This is a genomic window from Myxococcales bacterium (assembly GCA_016706225.1).
Lineage (GTDB): Bacteria > Myxococcota_A > Polyangia > Polyangiales > Polyangiaceae > JADJKB01.
In genome coordinates this window covers 85,751-108,877 of sequence record JADJKB010000024.1, presented here as the reverse complement: position 1 = coordinate 108,877, position 23,127 = coordinate 85,751, and the positions used below count along the sequence as shown (strand labels likewise).

The 23,127-nt window shown below is 67.2% G+C and carries 22 protein-coding genes; 10 read left to right on the top strand and 12 right to left on the bottom strand.

The features are described from left to right. Window positions 1–3 precede the first annotated feature (3 nt). The 6 genes from IPI67_36335 to IPI67_36310 all read right to left on the bottom strand — a co-directional run bounded on the left by IPI67_36335 (window position 4) and on the right by IPI67_36310 (window position 5,787). Window positions 4–1,581 carry a hypothetical protein gene (locus tag IPI67_36335; protein MBK7585642.1) on the bottom strand — a complete coding sequence of 526 codons (1,578 nt, stop codon included), beginning with the start codon at window positions 1,579–1,581 and terminating at the stop codon, window positions 4–6. Window positions 1,582–1,664: 83 nt separating this feature from the next. Beyond that, the gene (locus IPI67_36330) at window positions 1,665–2,090 is read right to left on the bottom strand and encodes a hypothetical protein (protein ID MBK7585641.1); all 426 of its coding nucleotides are present in this window, start codon (window positions 2,088–2,090) and stop codon (window positions 1,665–1,667) included. A 3-nt stretch (window positions 2,091–2,093) separates the two neighbouring features. Then, the gene (locus tag IPI67_36325; GenBank protein MBK7585640.1) at window positions 2,094–2,966 is read right to left on the bottom strand and encodes a hypothetical protein; all 873 of its coding nucleotides are present in this window, start codon (window positions 2,964–2,966) and stop codon (window positions 2,094–2,096) included. 72 nt (window positions 2,967–3,038) lie between these two features. Beyond that, window positions 3,039–3,935, bottom strand: coding sequence for an NAD(+)/NADH kinase (locus tag IPI67_36320; protein MBK7585639.1), 897 nt, complete (start codon window positions 3,933–3,935; stop codon window positions 3,039–3,041). 6 nt (window positions 3,936–3,941) lie between these two features. Then, a complete protein-coding gene (locus IPI67_36315; protein ID MBK7585638.1) occupies window positions 3,942–4,964 on the bottom strand; it encodes a band 7 protein in 1,023 nt (340 codons plus the stop codon). Window positions 4,965–4,980: 16 nt separating this feature from the next. Further along, window positions 4,981–5,787, bottom strand: coding sequence for an NUDIX domain-containing protein (locus IPI67_36310; GenBank protein MBK7585637.1), 807 nt, complete (start codon window positions 5,785–5,787; stop codon window positions 4,981–4,983). A 23-nt stretch (window positions 5,788–5,810) separates the two neighbouring features. Between IPI67_36310 and IPI67_36305 the strand changes: the two genes are divergently transcribed. The 3 genes from IPI67_36305 to IPI67_36295 are packed head-to-tail and all read left to right on the top strand — an operon-like array spanning window position 5,811 to window position 8,370. Beyond that, window positions 5,811–6,464 carry a DUF4291 domain-containing protein gene (locus IPI67_36305; protein MBK7585636.1) on the top strand — a complete coding sequence of 218 codons (654 nt, stop codon included), beginning with the start codon at window positions 5,811–5,813 and terminating at the stop codon, window positions 6,462–6,464. Window positions 6,465–6,496: 32 nt separating this feature from the next. Then, window positions 6,497–7,705 carry a hypothetical protein gene (locus IPI67_36300; GenBank protein ID MBK7585635.1) on the top strand — a complete coding sequence of 403 codons (1,209 nt, stop codon included), beginning with the start codon at window positions 6,497–6,499 and terminating at the stop codon, window positions 7,703–7,705. Window positions 7,706–7,737: 32 nt separating this feature from the next. Then, the gene (locus tag IPI67_36295; GenBank protein MBK7585634.1) at window positions 7,738–8,370 is read left to right on the top strand and encodes a hypothetical protein; all 633 of its coding nucleotides are present in this window, start codon (window positions 7,738–7,740) and stop codon (window positions 8,368–8,370) included. Between the two features lie 21 nt (window positions 8,371–8,391). Here the strand turns inward: IPI67_36295 and IPI67_36290 are convergent, their stop codons facing one another. After that, on the bottom strand, window positions 8,392–8,937 hold the full coding sequence (locus IPI67_36290; GenBank protein ID MBK7585633.1) for a (2Fe-2S)-binding protein: 546 nt from the start codon (window positions 8,935–8,937) through the stop codon (window positions 8,392–8,394). Window positions 8,938–9,030: 93 nt separating this feature from the next. On the opposite strand from IPI67_36290, the gene IPI67_36285 reads away from it, so the two are divergent. The 4 genes from IPI67_36285 (at window position 9,031) to IPI67_36270 (ending at window position 13,447) form a co-directional block, all read left to right on the top strand. Continuing rightward, on the top strand, window positions 9,031–10,275 hold the full coding sequence (locus tag IPI67_36285; GenBank protein MBK7585632.1) for a hypothetical protein: 1,245 nt from the start codon (window positions 9,031–9,033) through the stop codon (window positions 10,273–10,275). Between the two features lie 129 nt (window positions 10,276–10,404). Continuing rightward, entirely contained in the window at window positions 10,405–11,718 is a 1,314-nt protein-coding gene (locus IPI67_36280) for a hypothetical protein (GenBank protein ID MBK7585631.1), read from the top strand. A gap of 74 nt (window positions 11,719–11,792) precedes the next feature. Then, window positions 11,793–12,404, top strand: coding sequence for a hypothetical protein (locus tag IPI67_36275; GenBank protein MBK7585630.1), 612 nt, complete (start codon window positions 11,793–11,795; stop codon window positions 12,402–12,404). A 65-nt stretch (window positions 12,405–12,469) separates the two neighbouring features. Next, window positions 12,470–13,447 (top strand): 2-isopropylmalate synthase, encoded by a 978-nt coding sequence (locus IPI67_36270; protein ID MBK7585629.1) that lies wholly within the window; start codon window positions 12,470–12,472, stop codon window positions 13,445–13,447. A 40-nt stretch (window positions 13,448–13,487) separates the two neighbouring features. On the opposite strand, the gene IPI67_36265 is transcribed toward IPI67_36270, so the two are convergent. The 4 genes from IPI67_36265 to IPI67_36250 form a co-directional block, all read right to left on the bottom strand. Beyond that, entirely contained in the window at window positions 13,488–14,123 is a 636-nt protein-coding gene (locus IPI67_36265) for an MgtC/SapB family protein (GenBank protein MBK7585628.1), read from the bottom strand. Continuing rightward, the gene (locus tag IPI67_36260; GenBank protein ID MBK7585627.1) at window positions 14,083–14,616 is read right to left on the bottom strand and encodes a GNAT family N-acetyltransferase; all 534 of its coding nucleotides are present in this window, start codon (window positions 14,614–14,616) and stop codon (window positions 14,083–14,085) included. Before IPI67_36260 ends, IPI67_36265 begins: the two co-directional genes overlap by 41 nt. A 57-nt stretch (window positions 14,617–14,673) precedes the next feature. After that, the gene (locus IPI67_36255) at window positions 14,674–15,672 is read right to left on the bottom strand and encodes a hypothetical protein (GenBank protein MBK7585626.1); all 999 of its coding nucleotides are present in this window, start codon (window positions 15,670–15,672) and stop codon (window positions 14,674–14,676) included. A gap of 307 nt (window positions 15,673–15,979) precedes the next feature. Continuing rightward, on the bottom strand, window positions 15,980–18,028 hold the full coding sequence (locus IPI67_36250; protein ID MBK7585625.1) for a hypothetical protein: 2,049 nt from the start codon (window positions 18,026–18,028) through the stop codon (window positions 15,980–15,982). A 79-nt stretch (window positions 18,029–18,107) separates the two neighbouring features. Between IPI67_36250 and IPI67_36245 the strand changes: the two genes are divergently transcribed. From IPI67_36245 to IPI67_36235, 3 genes are read left to right on the top strand one after another with little or no spacing between them, the layout of a single operon-like run. Continuing rightward, on the top strand, window positions 18,108–18,845 hold the full coding sequence (locus tag IPI67_36245) for a FadR family transcriptional regulator (protein ID MBK7585624.1): 738 nt from the start codon (window positions 18,108–18,110) through the stop codon (window positions 18,843–18,845). 17 nt (window positions 18,846–18,862) lie between these two features. Beyond that, entirely contained in the window at window positions 18,863–19,342 is a 480-nt protein-coding gene (locus IPI67_36240; GenBank protein ID MBK7585623.1) for a hypothetical protein, read from the top strand. After that, window positions 19,339–21,327: a GMC family oxidoreductase gene (locus tag IPI67_36235; GenBank protein MBK7585622.1), complete on the top strand. Its 1,989-nt coding sequence runs from the start codon at window positions 19,339–19,341 to the stop codon at window positions 21,325–21,327. Before IPI67_36240 ends, IPI67_36235 begins: the two co-directional genes overlap by 4 nt. 80 nt (window positions 21,328–21,407) lie before the next feature. Here the strand turns inward: IPI67_36235 and IPI67_36230 are convergent, their stop codons facing one another. Further along, window positions 21,408–22,955: an MYXO-CTERM sorting domain-containing protein gene (locus IPI67_36230; protein ID MBK7585621.1), complete on the bottom strand. Its 1,548-nt coding sequence runs from the start codon at window positions 22,953–22,955 to the stop codon at window positions 21,408–21,410. Window positions 22,956–23,127: the final 172 nt, after the last annotated feature.

Below are 23,127 nucleotides of genomic sequence, written 5' to 3'. Positions count from 1 at the left end.
GGGTCAGAACGGGTTGAAGTAGCAGGTGCCGCCGCTGATGCAGTCGCCAAGCACACAATCGGCGGTCGTCGCGCAGACCGTCTTGCAGAGGGTGCCGCCGCAGGTGAGGAGTCCACACTGCAAGGTGCCCTTGTCGACGCACTTGCCCAGACCATCGCAGGTGTCAGCGTTGGTCTGCAGATAGGTGAAGTTGTTGGCTGGGTCGATGGCGCACGAAGCGGGAGCGCACACCGTGCCGCCAGCCCACAACCGACACCCACCAGAGCCATTGCACGCTCCGTCGGTGCCACAGCTCGATGCGGCCTGCTGCGTGCAGTTGTTGTGTGGATCTTGACCCGCGATCACGTTGCCGCAGCTACCGCTGGCCCCCGTGCCCTTTGCTGCGGCCGAACAAGCCTGGCACGCCCCGGCGCAGGCCGTGTTGCAACACACGCTGTCCGCGCAAAAACCGCTGGTGCACTCCTGCCCGGCGCCGCAGGCAGCGCCGTTGGACTTCTTGCCCTGACAAACTCCGCTCGTGCAGAAGCTGCCGCTCACGCAGTTGCTCGCGCTCCCGCAGCTCGTTGCGCAAGTCGACCCGCCGCATTGGTAGGGAGCGCACTCGGTGGCACCATTGGTCACGCACTGACCGTTGCCATCGCAGGTCTTGGCGTTGGTCTGGGTGGAGCCCGAGCAAGTGGCTGCCTGACAAATCGCGGTCGAGCCGTATTTGCGACAGGCACCAGCGCCGTCACACTTGCCGTCGTCGCCGCAGCTGGCCGGCCCCTGGTCGGAGCAGTCGTTGTCCGGATCCGTGCCGACGAAGACCGGCGCGCAGGTGCCACTGGCGGCAGCAGTCAATTCCCCCGAGCACGCCTGGCAGCCCCCACTGCAGGCACTCTCACAGCACGAACCGTCCACGCAGAACCCCGTGGAACACTGCGCACCGGCCTGACAGTTCTCGCCCTTGCCCAGCTTGGCGACACACGCGCCGGTGAGCTTGTTGCAGTACTCGCCGCTGGCACACGAGGTGTCGTCGACACAGTCAGACGAACAGACGGAGCCGTTGCACGTCGCAGGGGTGCACGGCTCCGTCCCCGTGGCTACACACTGCCCGAGGCCGTCGCACAGCTTCGGCAAGGTCTTGACCCCTGCCGAGCAGCTCGAGGGCCCGCAAGGTGTCCCCGCAGCGTGTCGTTGGCACGCGCCGAGCCCGTCACACTTGCCGCTCTTGCCGCAACTTTCCGGAGCTTCTTCAGGGCAATCACCCCGGGGATCCGTCGCGGCTTTCGACGGTCCGCACTCACCGTCCACCTCGCCGCTCTCCTTTGCCGCCGCAACACAGGCCATACAAGGGGCGGAGCACGCGGTGTCGCAACAGATGCCGCTCGAACAATGCCCGGCTGCGCAGGAGTCGTCCGTGGTGCAGAGCGCGCCGTTGGGCAGTGTTCCCTGCGGCCCGCCGTCTCCACCCTTGCCGCCACTGGCTGCGCCCCCCGAAGCGCCAGCGTCGGCGTTGTCCTTCAGCTCATCGAGCCCGTTGAAGGAACAGGCTGCCGCCAGCACCCCGACAGAGAGCAGCAAGCGAACGAAGGACCGCATCCGGCGCTAGTCTACTCCAGGTTGACGCAGGCCCGGATGCTCGGCCGCTGGGAGCGAGCATTTTAGCGAAGAAGGTCGCGCTCTCAATCGCCCGCTGCGAGCCAGGTCTCTTGCAAGTGGCGCCACACCAAGCGGTCGTGGTCGATGACGAACACCGCGGTCGAAAAGCGGTGGCTGGACTCGGCGGACCTCTTCGCTCCGCGCTGGTGCTCCTCGTAGGTCACGACCAAGGTCTTTGCATCCGAGAGCACCACTGCGACGTTGTGGATCTCGATGCGAAAATCCGGATTCGACGCATGGGCGGCGTAGATCAGAGGTGTCAGATCGGCGAACACGAGTCGTGCGCCGCTCGGCATCACGTACGAGAACTCGGCGGCGAAGCGCGAGAGGAAGTCGCGCTCGAAGCGGATCAGGTCGCGCTCCGCCCTTCCGACGAACCAGTCCTCGAAGAACACGTGCAGGCTGTCGATCTCTCGAGTCGCCACAGCCAGGTGCTCGGACTCGTCCACGGTTCAGTGCCGAGTCCCCCGCCCGAGCGGCTCCGTGGCGAGCAACACGACGGCGAGCAAGCGACGGAGAGCGGCTTCCGTGCTGACCCCTGCCCCACCGGCTCCTGGTGTATCCGCGCCACACTCGGCGAGCGCGTTCCTGAGCTCGGGCCGTCCCCGTCGCTCGAGCTCTTCCAACCAGGCCGCGACGTGTGGGCTATGCACGCTGACCTCCGTGATGGTGGCGTGCACGGCACCGTCGACTTGCGCTTCCAGCAAGGCATCGAGCACGGCACCGCGACGAACTCGCGCCGACTCCGAGCGCTGCGCCCCGCCCATGATGGCACCGTTGCGCCGGACCGCGGAGGCCACGCTGAAGGCGTGCAGCCCCTCCGACGCTCGCCGGAGGATCGGCGCTGCCGCCTGAACCGCTGCCCGCAACTGCGCTCGGGTCGCTTCGGACAGCGCAGGGTCGCCGAGCTGATCGGCGATCCAGTAGGCCATCAACATCGTATCCTGCGCCGCGGCAACGTCGTGATTTTCCGCGAGCCACTCGGACGGCCACGGCTCCCTGCGTGCCCGGGGCTCGTGCGGAGGAAGCGGCGGCCGAGTGCTCGAACGGCGTGTGGGCGCAGGCGGCGCGCTGCTCACGCGCCCGCGCGAGGGCGCCGGAGGCACGCTGCTCACGCGCTTGGATGCGGGCATCGCAGGCGGCGCTCCGCTGTCCCGCCGCGGCGGCACGCTGGAGATCGCCGTCGTCGTCCCGCGCCCTGCACCGCCAGCCTTCCTCCTCGCTTTGGGCGTGCTGGGTTCGGCAGCAGCCGGGCTGTCCACCGAGGTCTTGGGTTTCTTCGGCTTTGTTTTTGCCGAGGCCCCCCGCTTCTTGGCCGTGGCCATGGAGCGCCATGCTAGCCGCGTTTGCCCACCCGGGGACAATTGCCCGGCACCGGACTACTTCGGTCCCCAGGTTCAGTGCACCAGGTTGAGCACGACGGCCGCCACCCCAATTCGTGCGCGAACTCCGAAGGGTAACTCGATGGCGTCGCTCTCGATTCCATCGCCGAAGAGCACGCCGTTTTCGCTCATTTCGGAGACGATTTCCACCTGCGCCGGGGCGTCGACCACCCCCTGCGTGAGCTCCGTGCCCGTCGCCACGCTGGGGAAGGCCTCGCGCACGAAGAAGGCCACGCGTTTCTCGGACGGCTTCGGCAGCTCGACGGGCGCGCGGCGTTCGCGCGAGATCGACCGCGCCCAGCCCGTCGCGCCAGTCCCCGTCGCGAAGATGGCTCCCGAGGAGGAGTGGCGCTCCGTCTCCTTGCCACACGTGAGCCGGTAGCGTGCCGACTGATGCCCGCGGTGACCGACGAAGATCTCGTTGAGCGCCAGCAAGTGCTGACCGTCGTCGAGCTCGGCCCGAACCATCGTGCGAACTTCGAGCTCGGCGCGACCCGCCAACACCGCCGCGAGCAGGCGCCCCGCCCGCTCCGGCGAGTGCCGCACGAGCACGCCGTCGTATTGCCCGCGATCTGGGTTGACCCCGATCACCGACTGCCCGTCGAGGTACTTCGCGGTGTTCGCGACCAATCCATCCTGCCCGACCACGAGCACCACGTCTGCCGGCTCGAAGACGAAACGCTCCAGATCACGCCGCGTGACACGGGTGCGACGCAGATCGGCGGGGATGGCCGCCGCGACGCCGCGCATGGCCTGAGTGAAGGCCGCGTGCCGAGCCTCCAGCCCGTCGATGCACTGCCCGCGCGTCGAGAGGAAGAACGCCGCCTGCCCGCGCGTGCCGTGGCGTTCGAGCACGGCCTCATACTCGGTCGGACGCGTCACCAGCACGATCCTCGGTTTCACGCTGGCCATGGACCCTCACTTCCCCGCGTCCAGCCGCGCCGTTCCGGCCCGCAAGAGGTCGGTGATCAGCGGGCCAAACAGCTCGGGCGTGATGTTGACGTGGTCGATGCTCTCGATCTTCTGCGCCAGCGACTGCGCCGCGAGGCTCACGATCACGGACGGCGGCAGCGTGCGGAACACATCCATGCGCTCGCGCTCGCTCGCGACCTTGGCGGACTCGACGACGCGGATCCCCTCGGCGTCTGCCGCAGCGCGGATCCGAGCACGCTCCGCCGCACCCTCGGCGTCGACGCGTTTTGCGAGCACGTCCTCTTCCTTGCGCCTGCGCTCGTTCAGGCCGCTCTGGCGGATCAGCTCTTCCTCGCGCCGCGCCAGCTCGATGCGATTGGCGAGCTCGTTCTCCTGAATCGCGCGCTCCTTGTCCACGGCGCGTGCGCGTCGTTCGAAGCCGGCGTCATCCGCCTGCTGCTGGATACGCTCGCGCGCCGGCGCCTCGAGCGCACGCTGCAGCTCCGCTGTGCTCTGCACCGCCGACACTCGCACCGTCACGACCTCGAGCCCCATGTCGCGAACGCCCGCGTCGTCGAGCAGACCTGCCTGCACGACCTCGCGCACCCGCGGCGCACCCTCCGCGCAGAGCTCGGGGATCGGCGACGCAGCGAGGGTTCCGAGGGCCAGCTGCTCTGCGAGCCCGGTCAAGAGCGTCGCAAGCACGTCCAGCGGCCGCGCGACCCAGGCACCGGTGGCGAGATCGACGCTGAAGTCCACGCGCTCCGCCAGGTTCTTCGGGTCGACCACCCGAAAGGTGATCACCCCCTGGGCGGTGACGTCCTGAAAATCCGAGCTCTTGCCGTGGAACATGAACGGCAGCTCGCGGTCGTCCATCGGCACCTCGGCGATGCTGGTGGAGAGCGGGAAATACCAGAACGAGACGCCGCGCCCGGAGCGAACGAGGCGCCCTCCGCGGTGCGCCAGCACGAACTGACTGAGCTCACTCCTGAGGTGCCGAACGACGATGAAGTTTCTGACCTCTGCCATGATCGTCTCCTTTCATTCAAACCGCTGAGCGCCGCACGAACCGGTACAGCTCCGCCGGGCGATGCCCGACGTCCGCCTGCCGCTCTCCGGTCGCCTCGAGCTGCCCGGAGGCCAGCATCTTGCGGCGGAACGAGTCCTTGTTGAGGCTGCGGCCGAGCACGGCTTCATGCACCGTCTGGAGCTCGAGCAGCGTGAAGGTGTCCGGCAAGAGCTGGAAGCCGATGGGCGTATAACCGAGCTTGCCGCGTACGCGTTTGACCGCCATTCCCAGGATGTCGTCGTGATCGAAGGCGACCGACAGCTCCGCGCCGCTGGTGTCGACCACCTTGACGGGGCCGCCGGTCTCCCCCTCCCACGGCACTTCGAGCCGGGCAACCGTCACGCCCTCACGATTGGCCGGATGCTCGGCGAAGCGCTCTGGCTCGACCAGGGCGTAGTAGGTGACGCTGATCACACGCGTGCGCGGGTCACGCTTGGGATCTCCAAAGGTGTAGAGCTGCTCCACGAACAACTTCGACAAACCCGCCTTGGTCGAGAGCACACGCCGCGCAGCGGCATCGAGCGACTCGTGCATGCCCACGAAACCCCCAGGCAGCGCGAAGCGCCCCCGGTGCGGGTGCTCGGCGCGGCGCACGAGCAAGGTGTGCAGACGTTCGTCTCGGACGGTGAGGAGCGCCACGTCGACGGCCACCGACGGGTGCTCGAAGTGGCTGGGGTCGTAGCCACTCAGGAACGCCGCCTCGCTGTCGGGCGCCGGATGGGCGGCTCGTTCTGCCGGTTTTTGCCTGGGCTTGCTCATTGGCCTCTTATATGCGACAAACATATATGCAGAGTGTATCTATGTCAATGGGCCTACTCACCGAGCTGAGCTCGTTCACCGAGCTGTGCGCCCGTTTGCCCGCCGCGGGGCGGCACGTCGTGGCGGCCTACGACGCGGAGACCGTCACCGTCTATCAAGCCTACCGCCCGGCCATCGCCGAGTTTGCGGTCGCCCACGGTGTGTTCGGCGGCGAGTTCAGCTTCAGCCGCATGAGCTGGATCAAACCCGGCTTCCTCTGGATGATGTACCGCTCCGGGTGGGCAACGAAAGAAGGGCAAGAACGCGTGCTCGCCGTGCGCCTCACGCGTGCGGGCTTCGATCGCATCTTGTCCGAAGCCGTCGAGTCGAGCTTTCACTCCGAGACTTACGGCACCCGTGAGAACTGGGAACGCCGCCTGCGCGAGAGCGACGTGCGCTTGCAATGGGATCCCGATCACGATCCCCACGGCCGCCCGCTCGAACGCCGGGCGATCCAGCTCGGCCTGCGCGGTGAGACGCTGGCGTGTTATGGACGAGACTGGGTACGCGGCATCGAAGACGTGACTCCTTTCGTGCATGCGCAGCACGAGCTCCTGCTGCGCGACGGAGTCGATGCGCTGCGTCTCCCGGTGGAGCGTCCGTATCCGTTCGGCGACCCGGAAGTGGCGGAGCGATTGCGGCTCACGCGTGCGAACGGTTGAGAGGGTCGCGCCTCCGTGAGACAGTCCACGGCGTGGGCGCCCGACCCTTTCGAGCTTGGATCCTGATCGCGGGAGCGCTGTGTCTCCGGCCGGCGCGAGCGGACGCCGAACCGCGCCCCACCCTGGACGATTTCTACGACCGCACTCGCAGCCGCGCCGAGGGTTTCGAACATTGCCTGGGGTACTGCGATGGTGAGCACCTGGCCGCGTTCCTGATCGGCGCCCAGGTCGCAGATCCCACCACGGACGCGGTTCAACGTGCGGTCGCGTACGGCGGCCGATTTGGCGTCGATCTCGGGGTCTTTTTCGGGCGCTACGACATCGCGCGGACCAAGCTGTGGGCGGACGTGTTGCGGGTGCCGGACCAGAACCAGACGATCACGGATCTTGCCTGGCAAAACACCTGGTTCTGGACGTCGGCGGAGCCCGGAGACACCGGCGTGCACCTCTCGCTCGACACCCTCTTCACGAAACGCTCTGAGCTGGAACCCTCGGATCTGGCTGAGCTGCAGCTCGTTCCCTATCGGAGCGCCGACGCGGAGGTCGAAGCGACGCCCGTCGGCGGCATGGTCGACAAAGACGTATTTCTCGCCGTGCCTGTGGGCGCCGCAACCCGCCTGCGCTGGTCCGAGGATGGCCCCATCATCGAGCGGCGTCAGAGTTTCTCCGGAGCGCTGGCTCTGCGCGGTTTTCCCAGACGCGTGCGCCATCACTACCAGTTCGATGTGCTGCGGCTGAAGCGCACGGCCTGGGAAGTGCGCGGCGGTGACGCAACGGCTTGGAGTGCGTCGCTGGGCTACCAGCGCCTGTCGTCGGACGTCGATTGGCTCCAGATCTGGCTGCTCGCTGGCTACGCCTGGAACAGCGGAGCCAACGACGCACGGGGGGTTCTCGCTCAGCTGGGCGCGGAGACGCGTTTCCCGCTGGAGTCGGGTGAGGTCGAGGTGGGGCCGATGTACGAGGCGCACTTCGTGCTCGACCAGCGCAGCGCGAAGTTCGCGCGCGTGCACGAGGTCCGCCTCTACTATCGTCAGCGCTGGGGCCGGCTCCGCTGGGGCCTCGCCTATCAGGGAGTCGCGCTCGAAGATCTCGCCAAGCTGCACGCGCTCACTCCGGAGCTCGGCGCGAGCTTTTTCGGCCTCGATCTGGGTGTGCGTTATCGTTATGCGATCGTGCGGGACGAGCGTTTTCCAGGCATGCCGGACCATCGCTTCAACGCCATGGCGGACTTCGTCTTCTGACGCGACAGCAGAAACGCGGTAACTTCAGGCTCATGAGTCCCGCCGACGATCGCGCCGCCGTCCTCAGACGCCGCGCGTTGTTCATTGGGTCGACCCTGGCTGCACTCGGGGGTTGCCAGAAGAACAGCCCACCCGCCGAGGGCGCCGGCGGCACGATCGTGCGTGTTCCGGCGGGTGAGCCGACGGTCACCGAACCGGACGCTGGCGTGTTGCCGACGCGCGGGGAAGGACGACCCTCGCGAGCGGGCGCGCCTTCCCTGGAAATCCCGACCGGGCTGAGTGAGGCCGGGCAGAGCCGATACGATGCGCTGGTTCGCAGCATGACACGCGCTTACGCGATGCTGGACGAGCTCGAGGCAGAGCTACCCAGCTGCGCCGTTGCCCGCTGCGAGGACCAATGGCAGCGCACGGCCGCGAAGTTATTTCAACTGCACGACAGTTTCAGATTCTCCTATTCCTGTCCGGGCTCCAGCGAGGAGGCGAAGGCCTTCGAGCTGCGGCAGAAGGAACACACTGACTATTATCAAGGGCGACTTCGCAGCCTCGACGAGCTCATCGCTCAGCGCGCGGGAGACGGCGGACGGGCACGGCTCGACGAGCTCCTGGAGCAGGAGAGTGCGGCGAACCCGCGTCCCTGCTTGAGCTTCGCTTGCATGGACTGGTGAACGCCGATTGTTGGGGCGCGCTCAACTCTTCGGCGCGTCGCCGAAACGCCGCCACGTCGGGCCGGGATGCGGCTTCCCCCGTGCTTCCGCCGCGGCCAGCTCCACCGCCTCTAGGATCTGTGTATAGCCGGTGCACCGACACAGGTTGCCGGAGAGCGCCTGCTTGATGTCGCCGCGCGATGGGCTCTTGTTCTTCGCGAGCAGCGCCTTGGCGGACAAGATCATGCCGGGCTGACAGAAGCCACACTGCAGCGCGCCGCAGCGATCGAAGGCATCTTGGACCGGATCTGCGCCGCTGCCCCCGGCCTTTCGATGCAGCGGCGTGAGCCCCTCGATGGTCACGACCTTCTTGGTCCCGACGCTCGCCGCCAGAGTCAGGCAAGCGAGCACTGGCTCGCCGTCGATGAGCACCGTGCAGGCGCCGCAGTCACCCTTGTCGCACCCTTGCTTACTTCCGGTGAGGCCCAGCGTGTAGCGAAGAACTTCGAGCAAAGTCCAGTGGTCCGGCGCCGCCACCTCGAGGGTGTCACCGTTCACGTCGAGCTCGAAGCTGCGCAGGCGGGGCATGGGATCAGGCGTCCGTGAGCGGCCCGGATGATGTGCGGCAACCGGGGGTGGGTCAAGGCGATCCGCCGCGTGCGCCCGTGCTATCTTTTGGCCGTGGGTTTCGGAAGCGGCATGCGCGGGCTGGCGTTGCTCGGGTGCGGCGCGGGCGCCATCGCCTGTTCCGTGCTCGCCCCCAGCGACGAAGAATTTCTCGGTGGCGACAAGAACGCCACCGGCGGTGTGAGCAGCGGCGGGACCGGAGCCACCGGGGGCGCCAACACCGGGGGTGCGGGAGCGTCGGGCGGAAGCGCGGGCGCGGGTGGACTCGGCGGCGTCGCGGGCAACGGCGGCGCGGGCGGCGCAGGCGCAAGCGGCGCAACCGGAGGTACCGGCGCAACCGGAGGCAGCGGCTCAAGCGGAGGCACTGCGGGCGCCGGCGCGACCGGAGGCACCGCGGGTACGGGTGCAACGGGCGGTACCGGCGCAACGGGCGGTACCGGTGGTGCGGTCGGCGGCGGCGGAACCGGCGGAGCGACCTGCACACCCGGGACCACGACCGCAACGGCAAAGGCCGTCGCGGTCTATGCCCTGGTCGATCAGTCGGCGAGCATGAGCGCCGCCGATCTGAACAACATCGTCAGCGGTTTTGGTCTGTACGTCGACTCGAGCCAGTCAGTGGGGGTCGAGTTGGGGCTGCAGTTCTTCCCGATTCAAAACGGGAGCTGCTCCGGTTCGGGATACAGCTCACCGTTCGTGCCCATTGCGCTCTTGCCGGGCAACGCCACTGCCATCAAGAACGCCGTCGGGAGTCCGCCGAACACCGGCACCGGCGACCCCATGGACGGAGTGCTCCAGGGTGGAATCAACGCGTGTAAGGCCTACGCGAACAGCAACCCGGACAAACAATGCAACCTCGTGCTCGTCAGCGACTACGACGCGAACAACACCTGCACATCGAGCACCGCAGGGTTGGCGAGCCTGCTGAGCAACGCGCTGAACACCCAGCCGAGCGTGATGACGTACGTAATCGCCACGGATAGCACGGCGGATCTGTCTCAGCTTGCGACGGCCGGTGGGACAGTCGCCTGGAATGCATCGACTGCCAGCGCGGTACGCACAGGACTGCAGCGCGCAGCAAATCGCTGTCAGTTCGAGCTCCCCAACAGCGGTACGGCAACCTGGCTGCTGAACGCCCAGCCTCTCACCCAAGTTTCCAGCGTCACGGCGTGCGCCTCCGCAAACCAGAACCAGTATTACCTGACCTCGAACGCAATGGTGCTCTGCCCACGCACTTGCAGCGCGGGTGAGGGAGGCGGCCCTGGCGGGAAATCCGTCTCCGTGACGGTCACTTGCAGCTAGCCTCCCATTGACGCCGCCTTCTCGGTCCGACGCGGACGCCGGCCTGCGACATGTGGCTGCGCCCGGTGTCATCGGCTGCATTACAGCGCGGCCAGCCTTGGCAGAGGACGATCGTGCTACCCTTCGCTAGTGGGCTCTGGTCGCTGGACACCGCGCATCGTGCTCGTCACCCTTGCCGGCGCGACGGGTTGTTCGGTGTTGGCACCGAGCGACGACGAGTTTCTCGGCGGTGGGCAGAACGCCACCGGCGGCAAGAGTGGTAGCGGCGGAGCGAGCAACACCGGCGGCGTGACGGCGACCGGCGGGTCCAGCACGGGCGGTGGCGGCACATCGGGCGGCGGAACAGCCGGCACCGGCGCGACCGGTGGAACAGCCGGCACCGGCGCGACCGGTGGAACAGCCGGCACCGGCGCGACCGGCGGAACAGCCGGCACCGGCGCGACCGGCGGAACCACCGGCACCGGCGCGACCGGTGGAACCACCGGCACCGGCGCGACCGGTGGAACAGCCGGCACCGGCGCGACCGGCGGAACAGCCGGCACCGGCGCGACCGGCGGAACAGCCGGCACCGGCGCGACCGGCGGCTCGGGTGGCAGCGGCGGCGCGACGTGCACGCCGGGGACCTCGACCGCAAAAGCGAAACCCGTCGCGCTCTACGCGATCGTCGATCACTCGACGAGCATGGTCGCGAGCGGCGACTGGCAGAACATCGTCGGCGGTGTCAATCAGTACGTCGACCTCTCGTCTTCTGCGGGCGTCTCGCTCGGCTTACATTTCTTCCCGTTCACGCAGGGCAATTGCTCCGGCAGCGGATTCTCCAATCCTGCAGTGCCCATCGCGCTCCTGCCGGGCAACGCCAGCGCAATCAAGAGCGCGCTCGGCAATCCGCCCTCGGGCAGCGGCCTGAGCGATCCGATGGACGGCATCATCCAGGGCGGCATTTCGGCCTGCAAGACCTTCGCCGCCGCCAACCCGGACAAACAGTGCAACTTCGTCCTCGTCAGCGACTACAGCGGCAACAACTCGTGTCCGTCCAGCTCCGGTGCGCTGTCGAGCATGCTCCAGAACGCCGTGGATAACGCACCGAGTGTCATGACCTACGTGATCCGTGCGTATCTTCAAGGAACCACCGTGCTCAACCAGTTCGCGGCGGCGGGCGGGACCGGGAGCGCCTCGTACGCGAGTAGCGCAGCATCGATGCGAGATGGTTTCCAGAGAGCTGCGTCGCCGTGTCGTTTCGAGTTGCCAAACAGCGGCACAGGCACCGTGACCTGGCAGGTGAATGGCTCGGTGCTCAGCCAAGTTTCAGGGCCGGCCGGCTGCGGCGGGCAAAACTACTACCTGACCTCGAACGCGATGGTCCTCTGCCCGAACAGCTGCGCCGGCGGCGGCGGCAATCAGCAGAAGACGGTTACCTCGACGGTCGTCTGCAACGGACCATGACCCGTGGTTGGCTGCTTCCCCTGCTGACCTCGCTCAGCGTCGCGTGCGCCGCGGTACCTGCGAACAGTTCCAGCGTGAGCTCGGCTTCCGGCAGCCCCGAGCCCACGTCGGACGACGCGCCGCCAGCCACCGCCGCGGGAGCCAGCACGAGCGAAGCGCCCCCCGAGCTGCCAGGCGCCCCCCCGGTCACGGATCCCGGGTGGGACTTCCACGCCTGGGCGTACGCCCGCGAGCTGAAGGTCGAGCTCGTCTCCGACGGTTGTGAGGCCGCGAAGCTCGGCGACAAACCGGACGAGACGGTGTGGTGTGCGCATCACCAGGAGTCGAAGGAGGGTGCGGCGCTCTACACCCGCGCGCTCTACGTTGCGCGGAACAAACGGCTGCTCAAGCTGGTCGAGATCCCGATCGCCGTCGGGGTCATGGACAATCCCGACGCGCCAAGGGACGAACAGGATCGCCATGTGATGCGCCTTCGCCTCACCCCGCCGAAGGACGGCAAGGCCGTGTCCCTGGAAGCGGCCAGCGGCTTCGACTGCGAGAAGGCGCTCAAAGACAACGACACCAACAAGGCCTCGGCGCGCGATCTCACGCGTGCGCTGGACGAGCGCATCAAGAAGGTCTGCGCGGCCCGCGGCGAGTGGATCTGGGCTGGCGGCACGCTGCGGCACGGGGCCGGAGGGCGCTGAAAGACCGCTCGCTCCAGCGACACCGCTCGCAACGGCACAATTTCCGCGCTACAAACGCGATCGTCATGGGCTCGAACGGCCAGAGCAACGTTCCGTACGACTGGAACCGCGCGCGCAGCATCATCAAGCTGATGCACGCGGGTGTGACGTTTCAGGACGAGACGCTGCGCGACGGGATCCAGAATCCGTCCGTCATCGACCCGAAGATCGAGGACAAGGTCGAGCTCATTCACTTGATGGATGAGCTCGGCATTCACCTGGTGAACGTCGGCTTGCCGGCAGCGTCGCTCCGAAATTTTTCGGATTCGGAGATCGCGTGCCGCGAGATCGTCTCGAGCAAGCTCGCCATCGCGCCCGTGATGGCGGCTCGCACCGTCGTCTCCGACATCGTGCCGATCGCGGAGATCCAGCAGAAGGTCGGCATCCCAGTCGTGGCCTACGCTTTCATCGGCACGAGTGAGATCCGGAAGCTGGCCGAGAACTGGGATCTCGAGTCCATCGTGAAAAAGAGCACCGACGCCATCGCGTTTGCGGTGAGGGAGGGCGTCGATGTCGCGTACGTGACCGAGGACACGACCCGCGCTCGGCCGGAGACGCTGCGGACGATCTGGAAGAGCGCGCTCGAGACCGGCGCCAAGCGGCTGTGTCTGGCCGACACGGTGGGTCACGCCACGCGTGACGGCGTGCGCAATCTGGTGGTCTTCACCCGCGCGCTGATCGACGAGACGGGCATCGACGGTGTCGGGCTCGACTGGCACGGCCACAACGATCGCGGGCTGGCCCTCGACAACGCGCTCTGGGCGCTCGAGTACGGCATCGACCGCATCCACGGCTGCGCCCTCGGCATCGGGGAGCGCACCGGCAACACACCCATGGAGCTGTTGCTCTTGAACCTGTGGCTGCAAGGTGAGCTCGACCTCCCCGATCCCGCCGCCCTCGACCGTTACTGCGAGGTCGCCGCGCGCGCCTGCAAGTGGTCGGGGCGTCGACTGTCGTCCGACCGGGAGGCGACGGAGTGGGGCAGTTTGGTGCCGTTTCCGTGAAGGTGCGTCACCGGCCAACTCGTCACGATTGAAGCGGGGCTCAGCCGTCCTCTCGACGCGCCCGCACCGGGGGCGGCAGTCCGCTCATGGGCTCCTCGCTCGGGTCGTCGGCGTGCACGCCAGTGCGCAAGCTGCGATACGCCCCCTCGAGGCGATTGACGCCGACCAGGACGCCCAGCGTCAGCAGCGTCGCCGCGATCGCCTCTCCGCCGCGACCGGTACCGACCAGACTGCCAATGGCCGCCAGGATCCAGACCACCGCCGCGCTGGTCATGCCCTTCACAAGACCATCGCGGTTCAGGATCACGCCCGCGCCGAGGAAACCAACTCCGGTGACGACCTGCCCCACGACGCGAGCGGTGTCCGTGTTCGACCCGGCGGTCGCGCCGAGCTCGGCGCCGATGCGCACGAACAGGCAGGTGCCGGCGCAAATCAGCATGCTCGTACGCATGCCGGCGGGTTTGCCCTTGAGTTGCCGCTCCAGACCCACCAACCCGCCGCACACGAGAGCGATGGCTTGCGCCAACCAGAATTCGCTATCGACGGGTACGAACTGCACGCTCGTCGTCCCACATCTCACCGCGCCCGAGCGGCGGCCAAGTTTCGCGCTGAGTCCGCCGCCGAGGCAGGCAGAGCTAGCGAAATCCGTACACGGCCTGCTCGCGGCCGGAAGCATCCGCGGCCAGCGTCGAGCGCAGTGAGTACCCACAACGCAGGCACACCGCCACACTCCGCTCGTTCAACGGGTCCACGCGGATCTGCACATCTTCGGCCGCGAGATCCTCGAGTGCATGGCGCGTCAAACACTCCACGGCCTCGGACACGTACCCGTGCCCGAGCGCTGACTCGGACAAGAAGTAGGAGAGCTCCAACATCGAGTCCGGCTGCTCGCGATCCAGACGCAGACCCGCCGCACCGATCAGCTCTCCGGTCGCCGAAAGTGTGACTGCCATCCCGAGCGGCAAGTTCTTGGCTGGCCCCTGGAGCCGCTGGAGCCAGGCCTCGACCGCCGCCCGGGTCGTCAACGGAACGGGCCATCTGAGCCAACGCTCCAGGTGCTGCCGGTTCGTCTCGATGAGCTCGAGCAGCGCCGGGGCATCGCAGAGCTCGAAACGACGGAGCGCCAAGCGCCGGGTCTCGAGACAGTGAGCAAGGAGATTCAGGTCCACCCGGATCACCCATTCAGTTCTGTTACCCGCCAGGGCGGCGAAGAGCCCGGGCGGCCGCTAGTTGCAGGTCGCCGCGGCCCCTTCCACGCCCAGAACCACCACGTCGCTGAAAATTGCACCAATCGGCATCCCGGCATCCGCAACGGCGTCGTGGCGGGGACAGCCCAACGTGAAATGCAGTTCGGACGGGCCGAAGTCGAGACTGGTCTTGGAGTAATCGTTGGTCCAGACCTCGACGCCGTCCCGAGTGTAGGTCGCCTTGCCCTTGCCCCACACCACCTTGATCTTGGTCGCCGACCCGTCCCAGGTCGCGTTGCCACCCCACGTGCCGTCGCCGTCGTAGTAGCTCTTCGAGCACTGACACGCGCCGTAGCCCGGGGCACCGTCAGGACACATGAGCATCACGTACTTCTGCGACCCCAGTCGATCCGGGACTTGCTGACCGTAGATGCGGATCAGCTGTTTGTAGTGATTGTCACGAAAGTCCGGGTTGTACTTGATGGGTTCAGCGATCCCGTACCCGGCGTCGTACATCGCGAAGATCTCATGGTCCGCCAGATCGAGATTCGCGGTTGTGACTCCGGAGACCGTGAATTCGATGGCCCCCTCGACGAGCCGCGGCAGCGCATACCAGATGCGATCGGTCTTGCCGGTGACCGTCCAACCGCTCGGGCCCAGTGCCCCGCCCACTACGTTACCCTTGGGCTGCCCGTCCTTGAGCGAGTCGGACAAGCTGAAGGGCCCACCGCCACCACTGGCCCCGCCACCGCCGACCGCGCTACTCCCGCCGTCACCGCCGACGCCGCTGACGCCACCGGACGCCGCACTCCCGCCGACGCCGCCCACGCCCGCACTCCCACCGGCAGCGTCACAGGTGCAGGGGCCGAAGGACTGGCCGTCGCCGTCGCACAGCTGGGCTCCTTTTTGACCATTCGGGCAGGCGCACGCCTCCGATTTTCCGGGGGTGCAAGCGGACTCACTGGTGGAGGGCGCACAGCTCGGCGCAAGGAACAGCGCGCAGAGCCACAGCGGAATTCGAGTCCAGGGATTCAGCACGACGCTTGGCAGTTTGTCCTACTTCGCGTTGGAGCGCACGCTCCGCTCGAAGTGGTGAGGCTGAGCAAGGACTCGCCCGAGACGGCCCCGTTCGTCGAGCCGCAGCGTCCGGGTTGGATCCGGACGGCCACCAGTGCGGGATTCTCGACGCTGACAAGACCCTGGAGCTCGGGTCATGGCGCCTGGCCTGCAACTCTTGGGAGCGACCTTCTGACCCTGGCGCACGCCGAGCGGCGCAGCGTTCGGCCCCTGCAGCAAGTGGCTCCTCGGCGCGTGTCTCCCGGCTCGGCCACGGCGGAGCCGAGCGCTACTTCCCGTCGTCGATCCACTGCAACAACTCGTCGACCAGGATGTGACCCCACGATCCCGTCACCTCGTCGACGAACTCGAGCTGCGCTCGCTTGCCTTTGAAGGGGGAGATGTCCCACTCTCGATGTCCAAACGTCTCCGCTCGTGCGCCGGTCTCGGAGAACCGACGTTCGTTGTCCACGAGCAGGCTGACGCGGAGCAAATCCGGGTCGTGACCGCCGGCCACGAGCAACGTCATGCGATCACCGGTGAGCTCGAAGGGAGCACTGCGAAGGGTTCCCGTCGCACGATCACCCAGCGTCGCGTGAAACGATGACAGGAACGCACCCTGCGCATAGGTGACCGCCATCTGTCCCGGCGCGGGACGCGCCACGGGCCACGTCTCGAAGGCATTTCCGGTCGCCGTCCACTCCGGATACGGCGCGCTGCCAAAACGAAAGGAGCGCGCTTCATCGAAGCGACCGCGGCCGCGGAGGTCATCCCGGACCCACAGCCCGGGCATGCCGACGTCCATCGGAATCGACGTGTCGAAATAGTATCCTTCGTTCCAGAACTCACCCGGCAGGTATCCCCACTTGATGTACTTGGGGCGACGACTGAGCACGTAGTCCACGTCGGCGGTCTTCTCGTGGCCGGCCTTGCCGCGACCGAGCCTCGGCACGTCCTTGTGCGCGACCACGGCGTCAATCACACCGTAGTAGTCGATGACACGGAGGTTTGCGTAGAGCCCGGCCGAACCGATGTCACCAACGGAGATGTACTCGTCCGGTTTGCTGTGCTCGCCGAGCCAGACCATGTAACGCCGCTGCTCGTCCACCTTGTGGCGCCAGGTTCGGATCTCGAGCGCCAGCGGCCCCAGCTTCATGCCCAAGAGCCACAGCTGACCGAGCCCACCGGAGACGTAGATGGCCAGCAGACACCCGAGCGCCAGCTGCGCCCGGGCTCGACCGAGCCAGAACGCCACGCGCGGCCGCCGGAAGAAATCACCGATGCCGAACGTCGCGTGACCGATCAACAGCCCCAAGGCCGGGATCAGCTGCACCAGGAAGCGATGGCCCGAGTAGAAGTCACCTCCAGCCTTTGCCACGTAATAAGCGTGGATCGGCACCCAGATTGCCAGGGTTCGAACGGTCGGGTTGCCGATGAACGGCAGCGCCAGGAGCGCAACCAGCGGCAGGTCGCCGCGCTCCTCCAAGAATGCCTTCACGTAGACCGTACCTCGAGCGAACCCGTCGAACGACGAACTGCCGACTTTCAGATAGTAGGTGTTGGGGAAGGGCCAGCCGTAGTAGCGCCACTTCCAGGCGAAGTAGCTGCCGAACACCACCGCCGCGACGGCGCCAACGGCGGACAACGACAGCAGTCGACGCTTGGCTAGCTCGCGTTCGCGTCGCAGCAAAGGCGCGAGCGCATGCAGCCCCTCGCTGACGGCGAAGGCCACGACGAACAGCGCCCCGTCCGGGCGCGCCATTGGCACCGCCGCGAGGCACACGCCGGTCAGGACCGCGCGGTGCCGAGTTTGTGAGCCCCAGACCGCCAGTGTCGCGAGCACCCAGAGCGCGACGTAGTGGCTCTCGAGGGCCATCATCGCCCACACGGTGTACGAGTTGTCGAGCACACACAGACCAACGGCCGCAATAATGGGCAGCACGCGATCACCCCAGAGACGCCGCCCGATAAAGGCCACGAGCAGGATGTCGAGCATCGACACGAAGATGCTGGTGCCGACGCACCACTCAACGAAGTCACCGCGGAACAGCCGCGACAGCCAGTAGACGGGCGCCAGCGTGACCGTCCAGAGGAAGTTCGTGTAACCCTCGACCTGTTCGCCCGGGTTGAACACCAACCCATCCCCGGTTGCCAGCCGGCGGGCGTAGACCATGGAGATGAGCGCGTCGTCGACGACGTTGTCGTGGTACTCGACGAACCAGCGGTGGGAGAGGGCCCCGGCCAGGATGGCGCCGCCGAGGGCGACCACGAGAACGGCAAACCGCCGCCCACGGGCGAGGCTTTCAGCGCCGGGCAGGCCGGGATCCGTGGACGCCATCCGCGCGCAGCATACGTCGGTTGACAGCAGAGCCTCGCCGAGGCACAGTGGCTGAGCCACTCACTCACTGGCCGAGCAAATGTCAGCGGAAAACACCGAAAACGAGGTCGAGCCTCTCGAACGACAGAGCCTGGTGGACCGCCTGACAGCGCGCCTGGGTGAGGCAATCCTGGCTGGGCGCTACGGACGAGGCGCCACGCTGCCCCCCGAACGTGACCTAGCCAAATCACTCCAGGTCAACCGCACCAGCCTGAAGCACGCGCTCCAGCGCCTCGAGCAGCTCGGGTTCATCACGACCCGTCACGGCATCGGCTCGGTGGTCCTCGATCCAACGGAGACCGCGGGCGCTCGTCTGCTCTCGTACCTGGTGTTTCGAGCATCGGGCATCGACACGACCGTGCTCGCGGATCTGATCGAGGCGCGTACGTTGCTCGGAGCGTTCTTGACTCGGCTCGCGGCCGAGCGCCGGGCGGACGCCGATGTGAAACACCTCGGCGAAGTGCTGCGAGAGCTCGCCGAAGTCGGCGACGAGCCCGACGAGGTGCAGCGGCTAGAGCTGGTCTTCTTTCGTCAGATCATGCGCGCAACCAAGAACCAGATCTTCGTCACCCTGGCGGGCTCGATGTTCGCGGTCTACCTCGGCCGCGCGCATGTCTTCCGGGAGGCCTTCACGGATCGCGTCGCAGTGAGCCGCGCGCTGGAGGCAGTGCTCGCGGCGATCGAGTCCAAAGACGGCGAAGCGGCGGAGAGAACTGCCGGGGACTACCTGAAGAAGAATGGCAAGGCGCTGCTCGAAGCAGCACGACGCAACGCTTGAAACGAGGGAGGTGTGACATGCCTGTACTGCTTTATGGATTCACCGAGACGATGCGCGGAACCTGGACCCCGCTCGACGGCAGCGGCAGAAAGACGATGTGGTTTCGAGCCGAGGCGGACGCCACCGACGCCGTCGAATACCTGCGCCACGGCGTGCTCGAGCTGACGGGAAAGATGCATGCTGAAGGGCTCGCAGACGAGATGCCCGCGACCGGCCGCCTGGAAATCCAACCGCTCTCGCGGCGCATCGGCTACGACCTCACCTTCTGCGGTGACGATGGCCAGCGCTACCGTTTCGTCGGGGAAAAGACCCTGAGTTTGACCCGAATCTTCCGGGCCATGAGCACGCTGCCGGGGCAAGTGCTCGCCGCGGACGGCCAGCTCGTCGGCACCGCACTGCTCTACTTCGACCTGAAGCAAGACCTGCTGCCCTTTTTGGGCACGTTCCGCCGCGGTCGTTCGACTCCACTGCTGCGAGCAGCCGAGGCCGAGACATGACGCTCTCACTACCACTGGTGCAAGAGACCTCGACCCGCCCGAGACGCCAGCCGGAGCCGACGACCACGGCGGGAGTCATCGCTCGCGACGCGTTCGGGGTGCGTCACGCCGAGACCGCGCGTGCTCTGATGGAGGCCGTCATCCCCGGGGGGCCCACGCTGCCGAAGGGAGACGCCGCCGCGGCCGATCGCCTCGCGCGCATGCTTGGTTCCTTCGACGGCCGTTCGCTGCGCCACTACACGAAGTTGCTCGGCCTGCTCGACGGCTTCGCCATGGCGAGACATGGACGACGTTTCTCCGCGCTCGACCCGGAGCGGCGCGGTGCGCTGATCTGGTCGCTCCACTCGGGTGGAGATCCGGTGCGACGCGCGTTGTTCCTCGCCCTCACCTATCCGGTCAAGATCGCCTACTTCGACGATCTGGGGGTGCACCAGAGCCTGGGGTGTGTCTGGGAGAAGCCGGTTGCGGCGGAGAGACCCCCTACGTGGATGCAGCAAGTGACCGCCGCGCGCGATCTTCCGCCCGGCGAGACGCTCGAGTGTGATGTCGTGGTCGTCGGCACCGGGGCCGGCGGCGCGGTGGTGGCGAAGGAGCTCGCCGAACAAGGCGTCGCGGTGCTGTTGGTCGAAGAGGGCGACTACCATCAGCGGCAAGACTTCACGCGCCGCTCGATGCCCGCTACGCAGCAGCTGTATCGAGACGCCGGGTTGACCGGCGTGATCGGCAACGCCGTGATCCCAGTTCCTCTGGGCAAATCAGTCGGCGGATCGACCACCATCAACTCCGGGACCTGTTTCCGAGTTCCGGACTGGATCCTGGAGAACTGGCGCAAAGATCTGGGTTTGCTCGAGCTGACCGCGGAGCACCTGGCGCCGTACTACGAGAAGGTCGAGCGCACACTCGAGGTTGGTGCGTCGAGCAAGTCGGCGCGCGGCCCGGTCAGCGACGTGATCGGCGAGGGCTGCGACAAACTCGGCTGGAGTCACTTTCCGGTCCGCCGCAACGCACCGGACTGCGATGGCCAGGGGGTGTGTCAGTGGGGCTGCCCGACGGACGCCAAGCGAAGCATGAACGTGTCGTACGTGCCGCTCGCGCTGAAGCGTGGCGCGCAGCTCGTGACCGGGCTCAAGGTCACCGAGGTGCTGATGGAGCGAGGGCGTGCCGTGGGAGTGAGGGGCCGGGCGCTCCCAGATGGACGCCGAGTCGACGTGCGCGCTCGGGCGGTCATCCTCGCCTGCGGTGCGCTGCTGACGCCGGTGTTACTGCTGAAGAACGGGCTCGCCAATCACAGCGGCCAAGTGGGCAGAAACCTGTCGGTGCACCCGGCAACGAGTGTCACCGCGCTCTTCGACCGACCGATCCGCGGTTACAACCACGTGCCGCAGGGACACGGCGTGGATCAGTTCCATCGCGAAGGCATCCTGATGCTCGGCGCGAGTGCGCCGCTCGACATGGGCTCGACGTTGTTCCCGTTCGTTGGAAGACGCTACGTGGACCTGATGGAGAAGTACGAAAACGTGGCGTCCTTCGGCGTGATGGTCGAGGACGGCCCCAACGGCCGTGTCACGCTCGGACCGGGAAAACGACCCGTGACGCTGTATCACCTCGGCAAGCACGAGCGGCGTTTGTTGGCCAAGGGCAGCGCGGCTATCGCCAGGATCTTCCGCGCCGCGGGCGCTACGACCTGTTACACGGAAATCCACGGCCATGACCAGCTCTCGTCCGACGCAGACATCGAGCGCCTCGAGCGAGCCACGCCCGCGGGCCACGACATGACCATGGTCGGCTTTCATCCCCTCGGCAGCTGCCGCATGGGCAAGAGTGCGTCCTCGAGCGTGGTCGACACGTCCTACGAGACCCACGACGTTCCTGGGCTCTACATCGTCGATGGCAGTGTGGTGCCGACGTCGCTCGCGGTGAATCCTCAGCTGACCATCATGGCGCTCGCGACCCGCGCGGGCGAGTTGATCGCCAAGCGGTTGTAATCGAAGACCACACCCTCGGCCTGGACACGCAAGGCGGAGAGAATGCCCGGAGCTCCACACGAAGCTCCGGGCAAATTTCTCTAACCCCGGCGGCGACGCGCGAAGAGCGCGCCGAGTCCTGCGAGCAGCCACCAGCTCGAGGACGGGGCGCTCTGGGTCGGAACACGACACCCGCAACCCCCGCTGTCGTCACTGGAGTTGCCGGTGCCGCCGTCCTTACCACCGCCGACACCGCCGTCCTTGCCACCGGTCGAGCTGCCGCCCGTCGAGCTGCCGCCCGTCGAGCTGCCTGCCGCTCCGCCCGCCGCACTGCCGGCCGCGCCGCCGCTGGCACTACCCGCAGCGCCGCCGGTTGCGCTGCCCGCTGCACCGCCGGACGCGCTGCCTGCGGCTCCGCCGGTTGCACTGCCGCCGCTGCCTGCCGCACCACCGGTTGCGCTGCCGCCGCTGCCCGCCGCACCACCGGTTGCACTGCCGCCGCTGCCGCCGGTTGCGCCGCCCGTGCCGCCCGTCGCGCCGCCGCTGCCACCGGTTGCGCCGCCGCTGCCGCCGGTTGCGCCGCCCGTGCCACCCGTCGCGCCGCCGCTGCCGCCGCTCCCGGCATCCCCGCAACCGGTGATGGGTGTATGGGTGCAGCCCGTCGTCGCGCCGCAGGCGTCGGTAGTACAAGGATCGTTGTCGTCGCAGCTCACTGCCGTGTTCGTGCACGCCCCGGTGGCCGGATTGCATCCATCCGTCGTACAAGCATTGTTGTCGTTACAGCTCTTGGCGACGTGAGCGCAGCCGGTCGCGGGGTTACAGCTGTCGGCTGTGCAAGCGTTCTTGTCGTCGCAATCCGTCGGGGTCTTGCCCGGCTGGCAGGCGCCGCTCGCGCAGGTGTCCCCGGTGGTGCAGGCGTTCTTGTCGTCACACGGGTTGGTGTTGGGCTGTCCGAGGCAAGCGCCAGTGTTCGGGTTGCACGTGTCGGTCGTGCACACGTTGCTGTCGTCGCAGCTCTTCTTGGTGGCCGACGTGCAGGTGCCGGCTCCGTCGCAGGTGTCGGTGAGCGTGCACGCATTGCCGTCAGAGCAAGTGGTGGTGTTCAGCAGGTTGACAGCCTGGCAACCCGCTCCATTCGAGGTGACGATGCAGGTGTTGACCTTGCAACCGGATCGGCCGTAGGCACAGGCATTGACAACCGCAGTGCAGGTCCCGGAACCATTGCACTGTCCGCTGCAAGTGTTCGTGTTGATGGAGTTACCGGGCCGACAGGCAGCGCCCGCTTTTGCAGCCACCGCGATGCATGCACCGTTGAGGCACGAGTTGGCGCAGGGCCCGCTGCCTATTCCGGAGAACGTGCCGCACGCGGCCCCGTCGAGCGTCTTCAGCCCGACGGTCGTCAACGCAACACAAGCTGGAAGGCCGCTGGTGTTGGCCAGACAGATGCCCCCGCACTCGAGCAGCGGGCCGGCGGCACCATCAGGGTCGCACGGTTGTCCCACACTCGCAGCGCTGCACGGCCCGGTCAGAAGCTCCGTGGTTTCTCCGGTGGACTCACCCAGACCGTCGGGGGTCGGGTCATCGGCAGCCGAACAAGACAGGATCCCAAGAACGCTGAACAGCGCCGCAGCGCCAGTGAGCTTACGCATCAAAGTCCTCCCGATTCGTTGGATAAGAACGGAACTACGGGCTCAGCCACGTGCCGGCCCGCTCCCGGCACCGGCGAGTGTCGCACGGATCCCGCGAGCGCGGCGGCGGGCACCGGGAACTGCCACGAGTCTCGATACTTCGGCGATGGCCCCGGTCCCGAGGATACAAGCG

Bases quoted from the DNA above. Each gene is read 5' to 3' on its own strand.
- IPI67_36235 (MBK7585622.1), top strand. From the start codon at position 19,339: ATGACGCTCTCACTACCACTGGTGCAAGAGACCTCGACCCGCCCGAGA.
- IPI67_36335 (MBK7585642.1), bottom strand. From the start codon at position 1,581: ATGCGGTCCTTCGTTCGCTTGCTGCTCTCTGTCGGGGTGCTGGCGGCA.
- IPI67_36230 (MBK7585621.1), bottom strand. From the start codon at position 22,955: ATGCGTAAGCTCACTGGCGCTGCGGCGCTGTTCAGCGTTCTTGGGATC.
- IPI67_36250 (MBK7585625.1), bottom strand. From the start codon at position 18,028: ATGGCGTCCACGGATCCCGGCCTGCCCGGCGCTGAAAGCCTCGCCCGT.
- IPI67_36240 (MBK7585623.1), top strand. From the start codon at position 18,863: ATGCCTGTACTGCTTTATGGATTCACCGAGACGATGCGCGGAACCTGG.
- IPI67_36265 (MBK7585628.1), bottom strand. From the start codon at position 14,123: ATGCTTCCGGCCGCGAGCAGGCCGTGTACGGATTTCGCTAGCTCTGCC.
- IPI67_36305 (MBK7585636.1), top strand. From the start codon at position 5,811: ATGGGCCTACTCACCGAGCTGAGCTCGTTCACCGAGCTGTGCGCCCGT.
- IPI67_36325 (MBK7585640.1), bottom strand. From the start codon at position 2,966: ATGGCCACGGCCAAGAAGCGGGGGGCCTCGGCAAAAACAAAGCCGAAG.
- IPI67_36315 (MBK7585638.1), bottom strand. From the start codon at position 4,964: ATGGCAGAGGTCAGAAACTTCATCGTCGTTCGGCACCTCAGGAGTGAG.
- IPI67_36295 (MBK7585634.1), top strand. From the start codon at position 7,738: ATGAGTCCCGCCGACGATCGCGCCGCCGTCCTCAGACGCCGCGCGTTG.
- IPI67_36245 (MBK7585624.1), top strand. From the start codon at position 18,108: ATGTCAGCGGAAAACACCGAAAACGAGGTCGAGCCTCTCGAACGACAG.
- IPI67_36320 (MBK7585639.1), bottom strand. From the start codon at position 3,935: ATGGCCAGCGTGAAACCGAGGATCGTGCTGGTGACGCGTCCGACCGAG.
- IPI67_36270 (MBK7585629.1), top strand. From the start codon at position 12,470: ATGGGCTCGAACGGCCAGAGCAACGTTCCGTACGACTGGAACCGCGCG.
- IPI67_36310 (MBK7585637.1), bottom strand. From the start codon at position 5,787: ATGTTTGTCGCATATAAGAGGCCAATGAGCAAGCCCAGGCAAAAACCG.
- IPI67_36290 (MBK7585633.1), bottom strand. From the start codon at position 8,937: ATGCCCCGCCTGCGCAGCTTCGAGCTCGACGTGAACGGTGACACCCTC.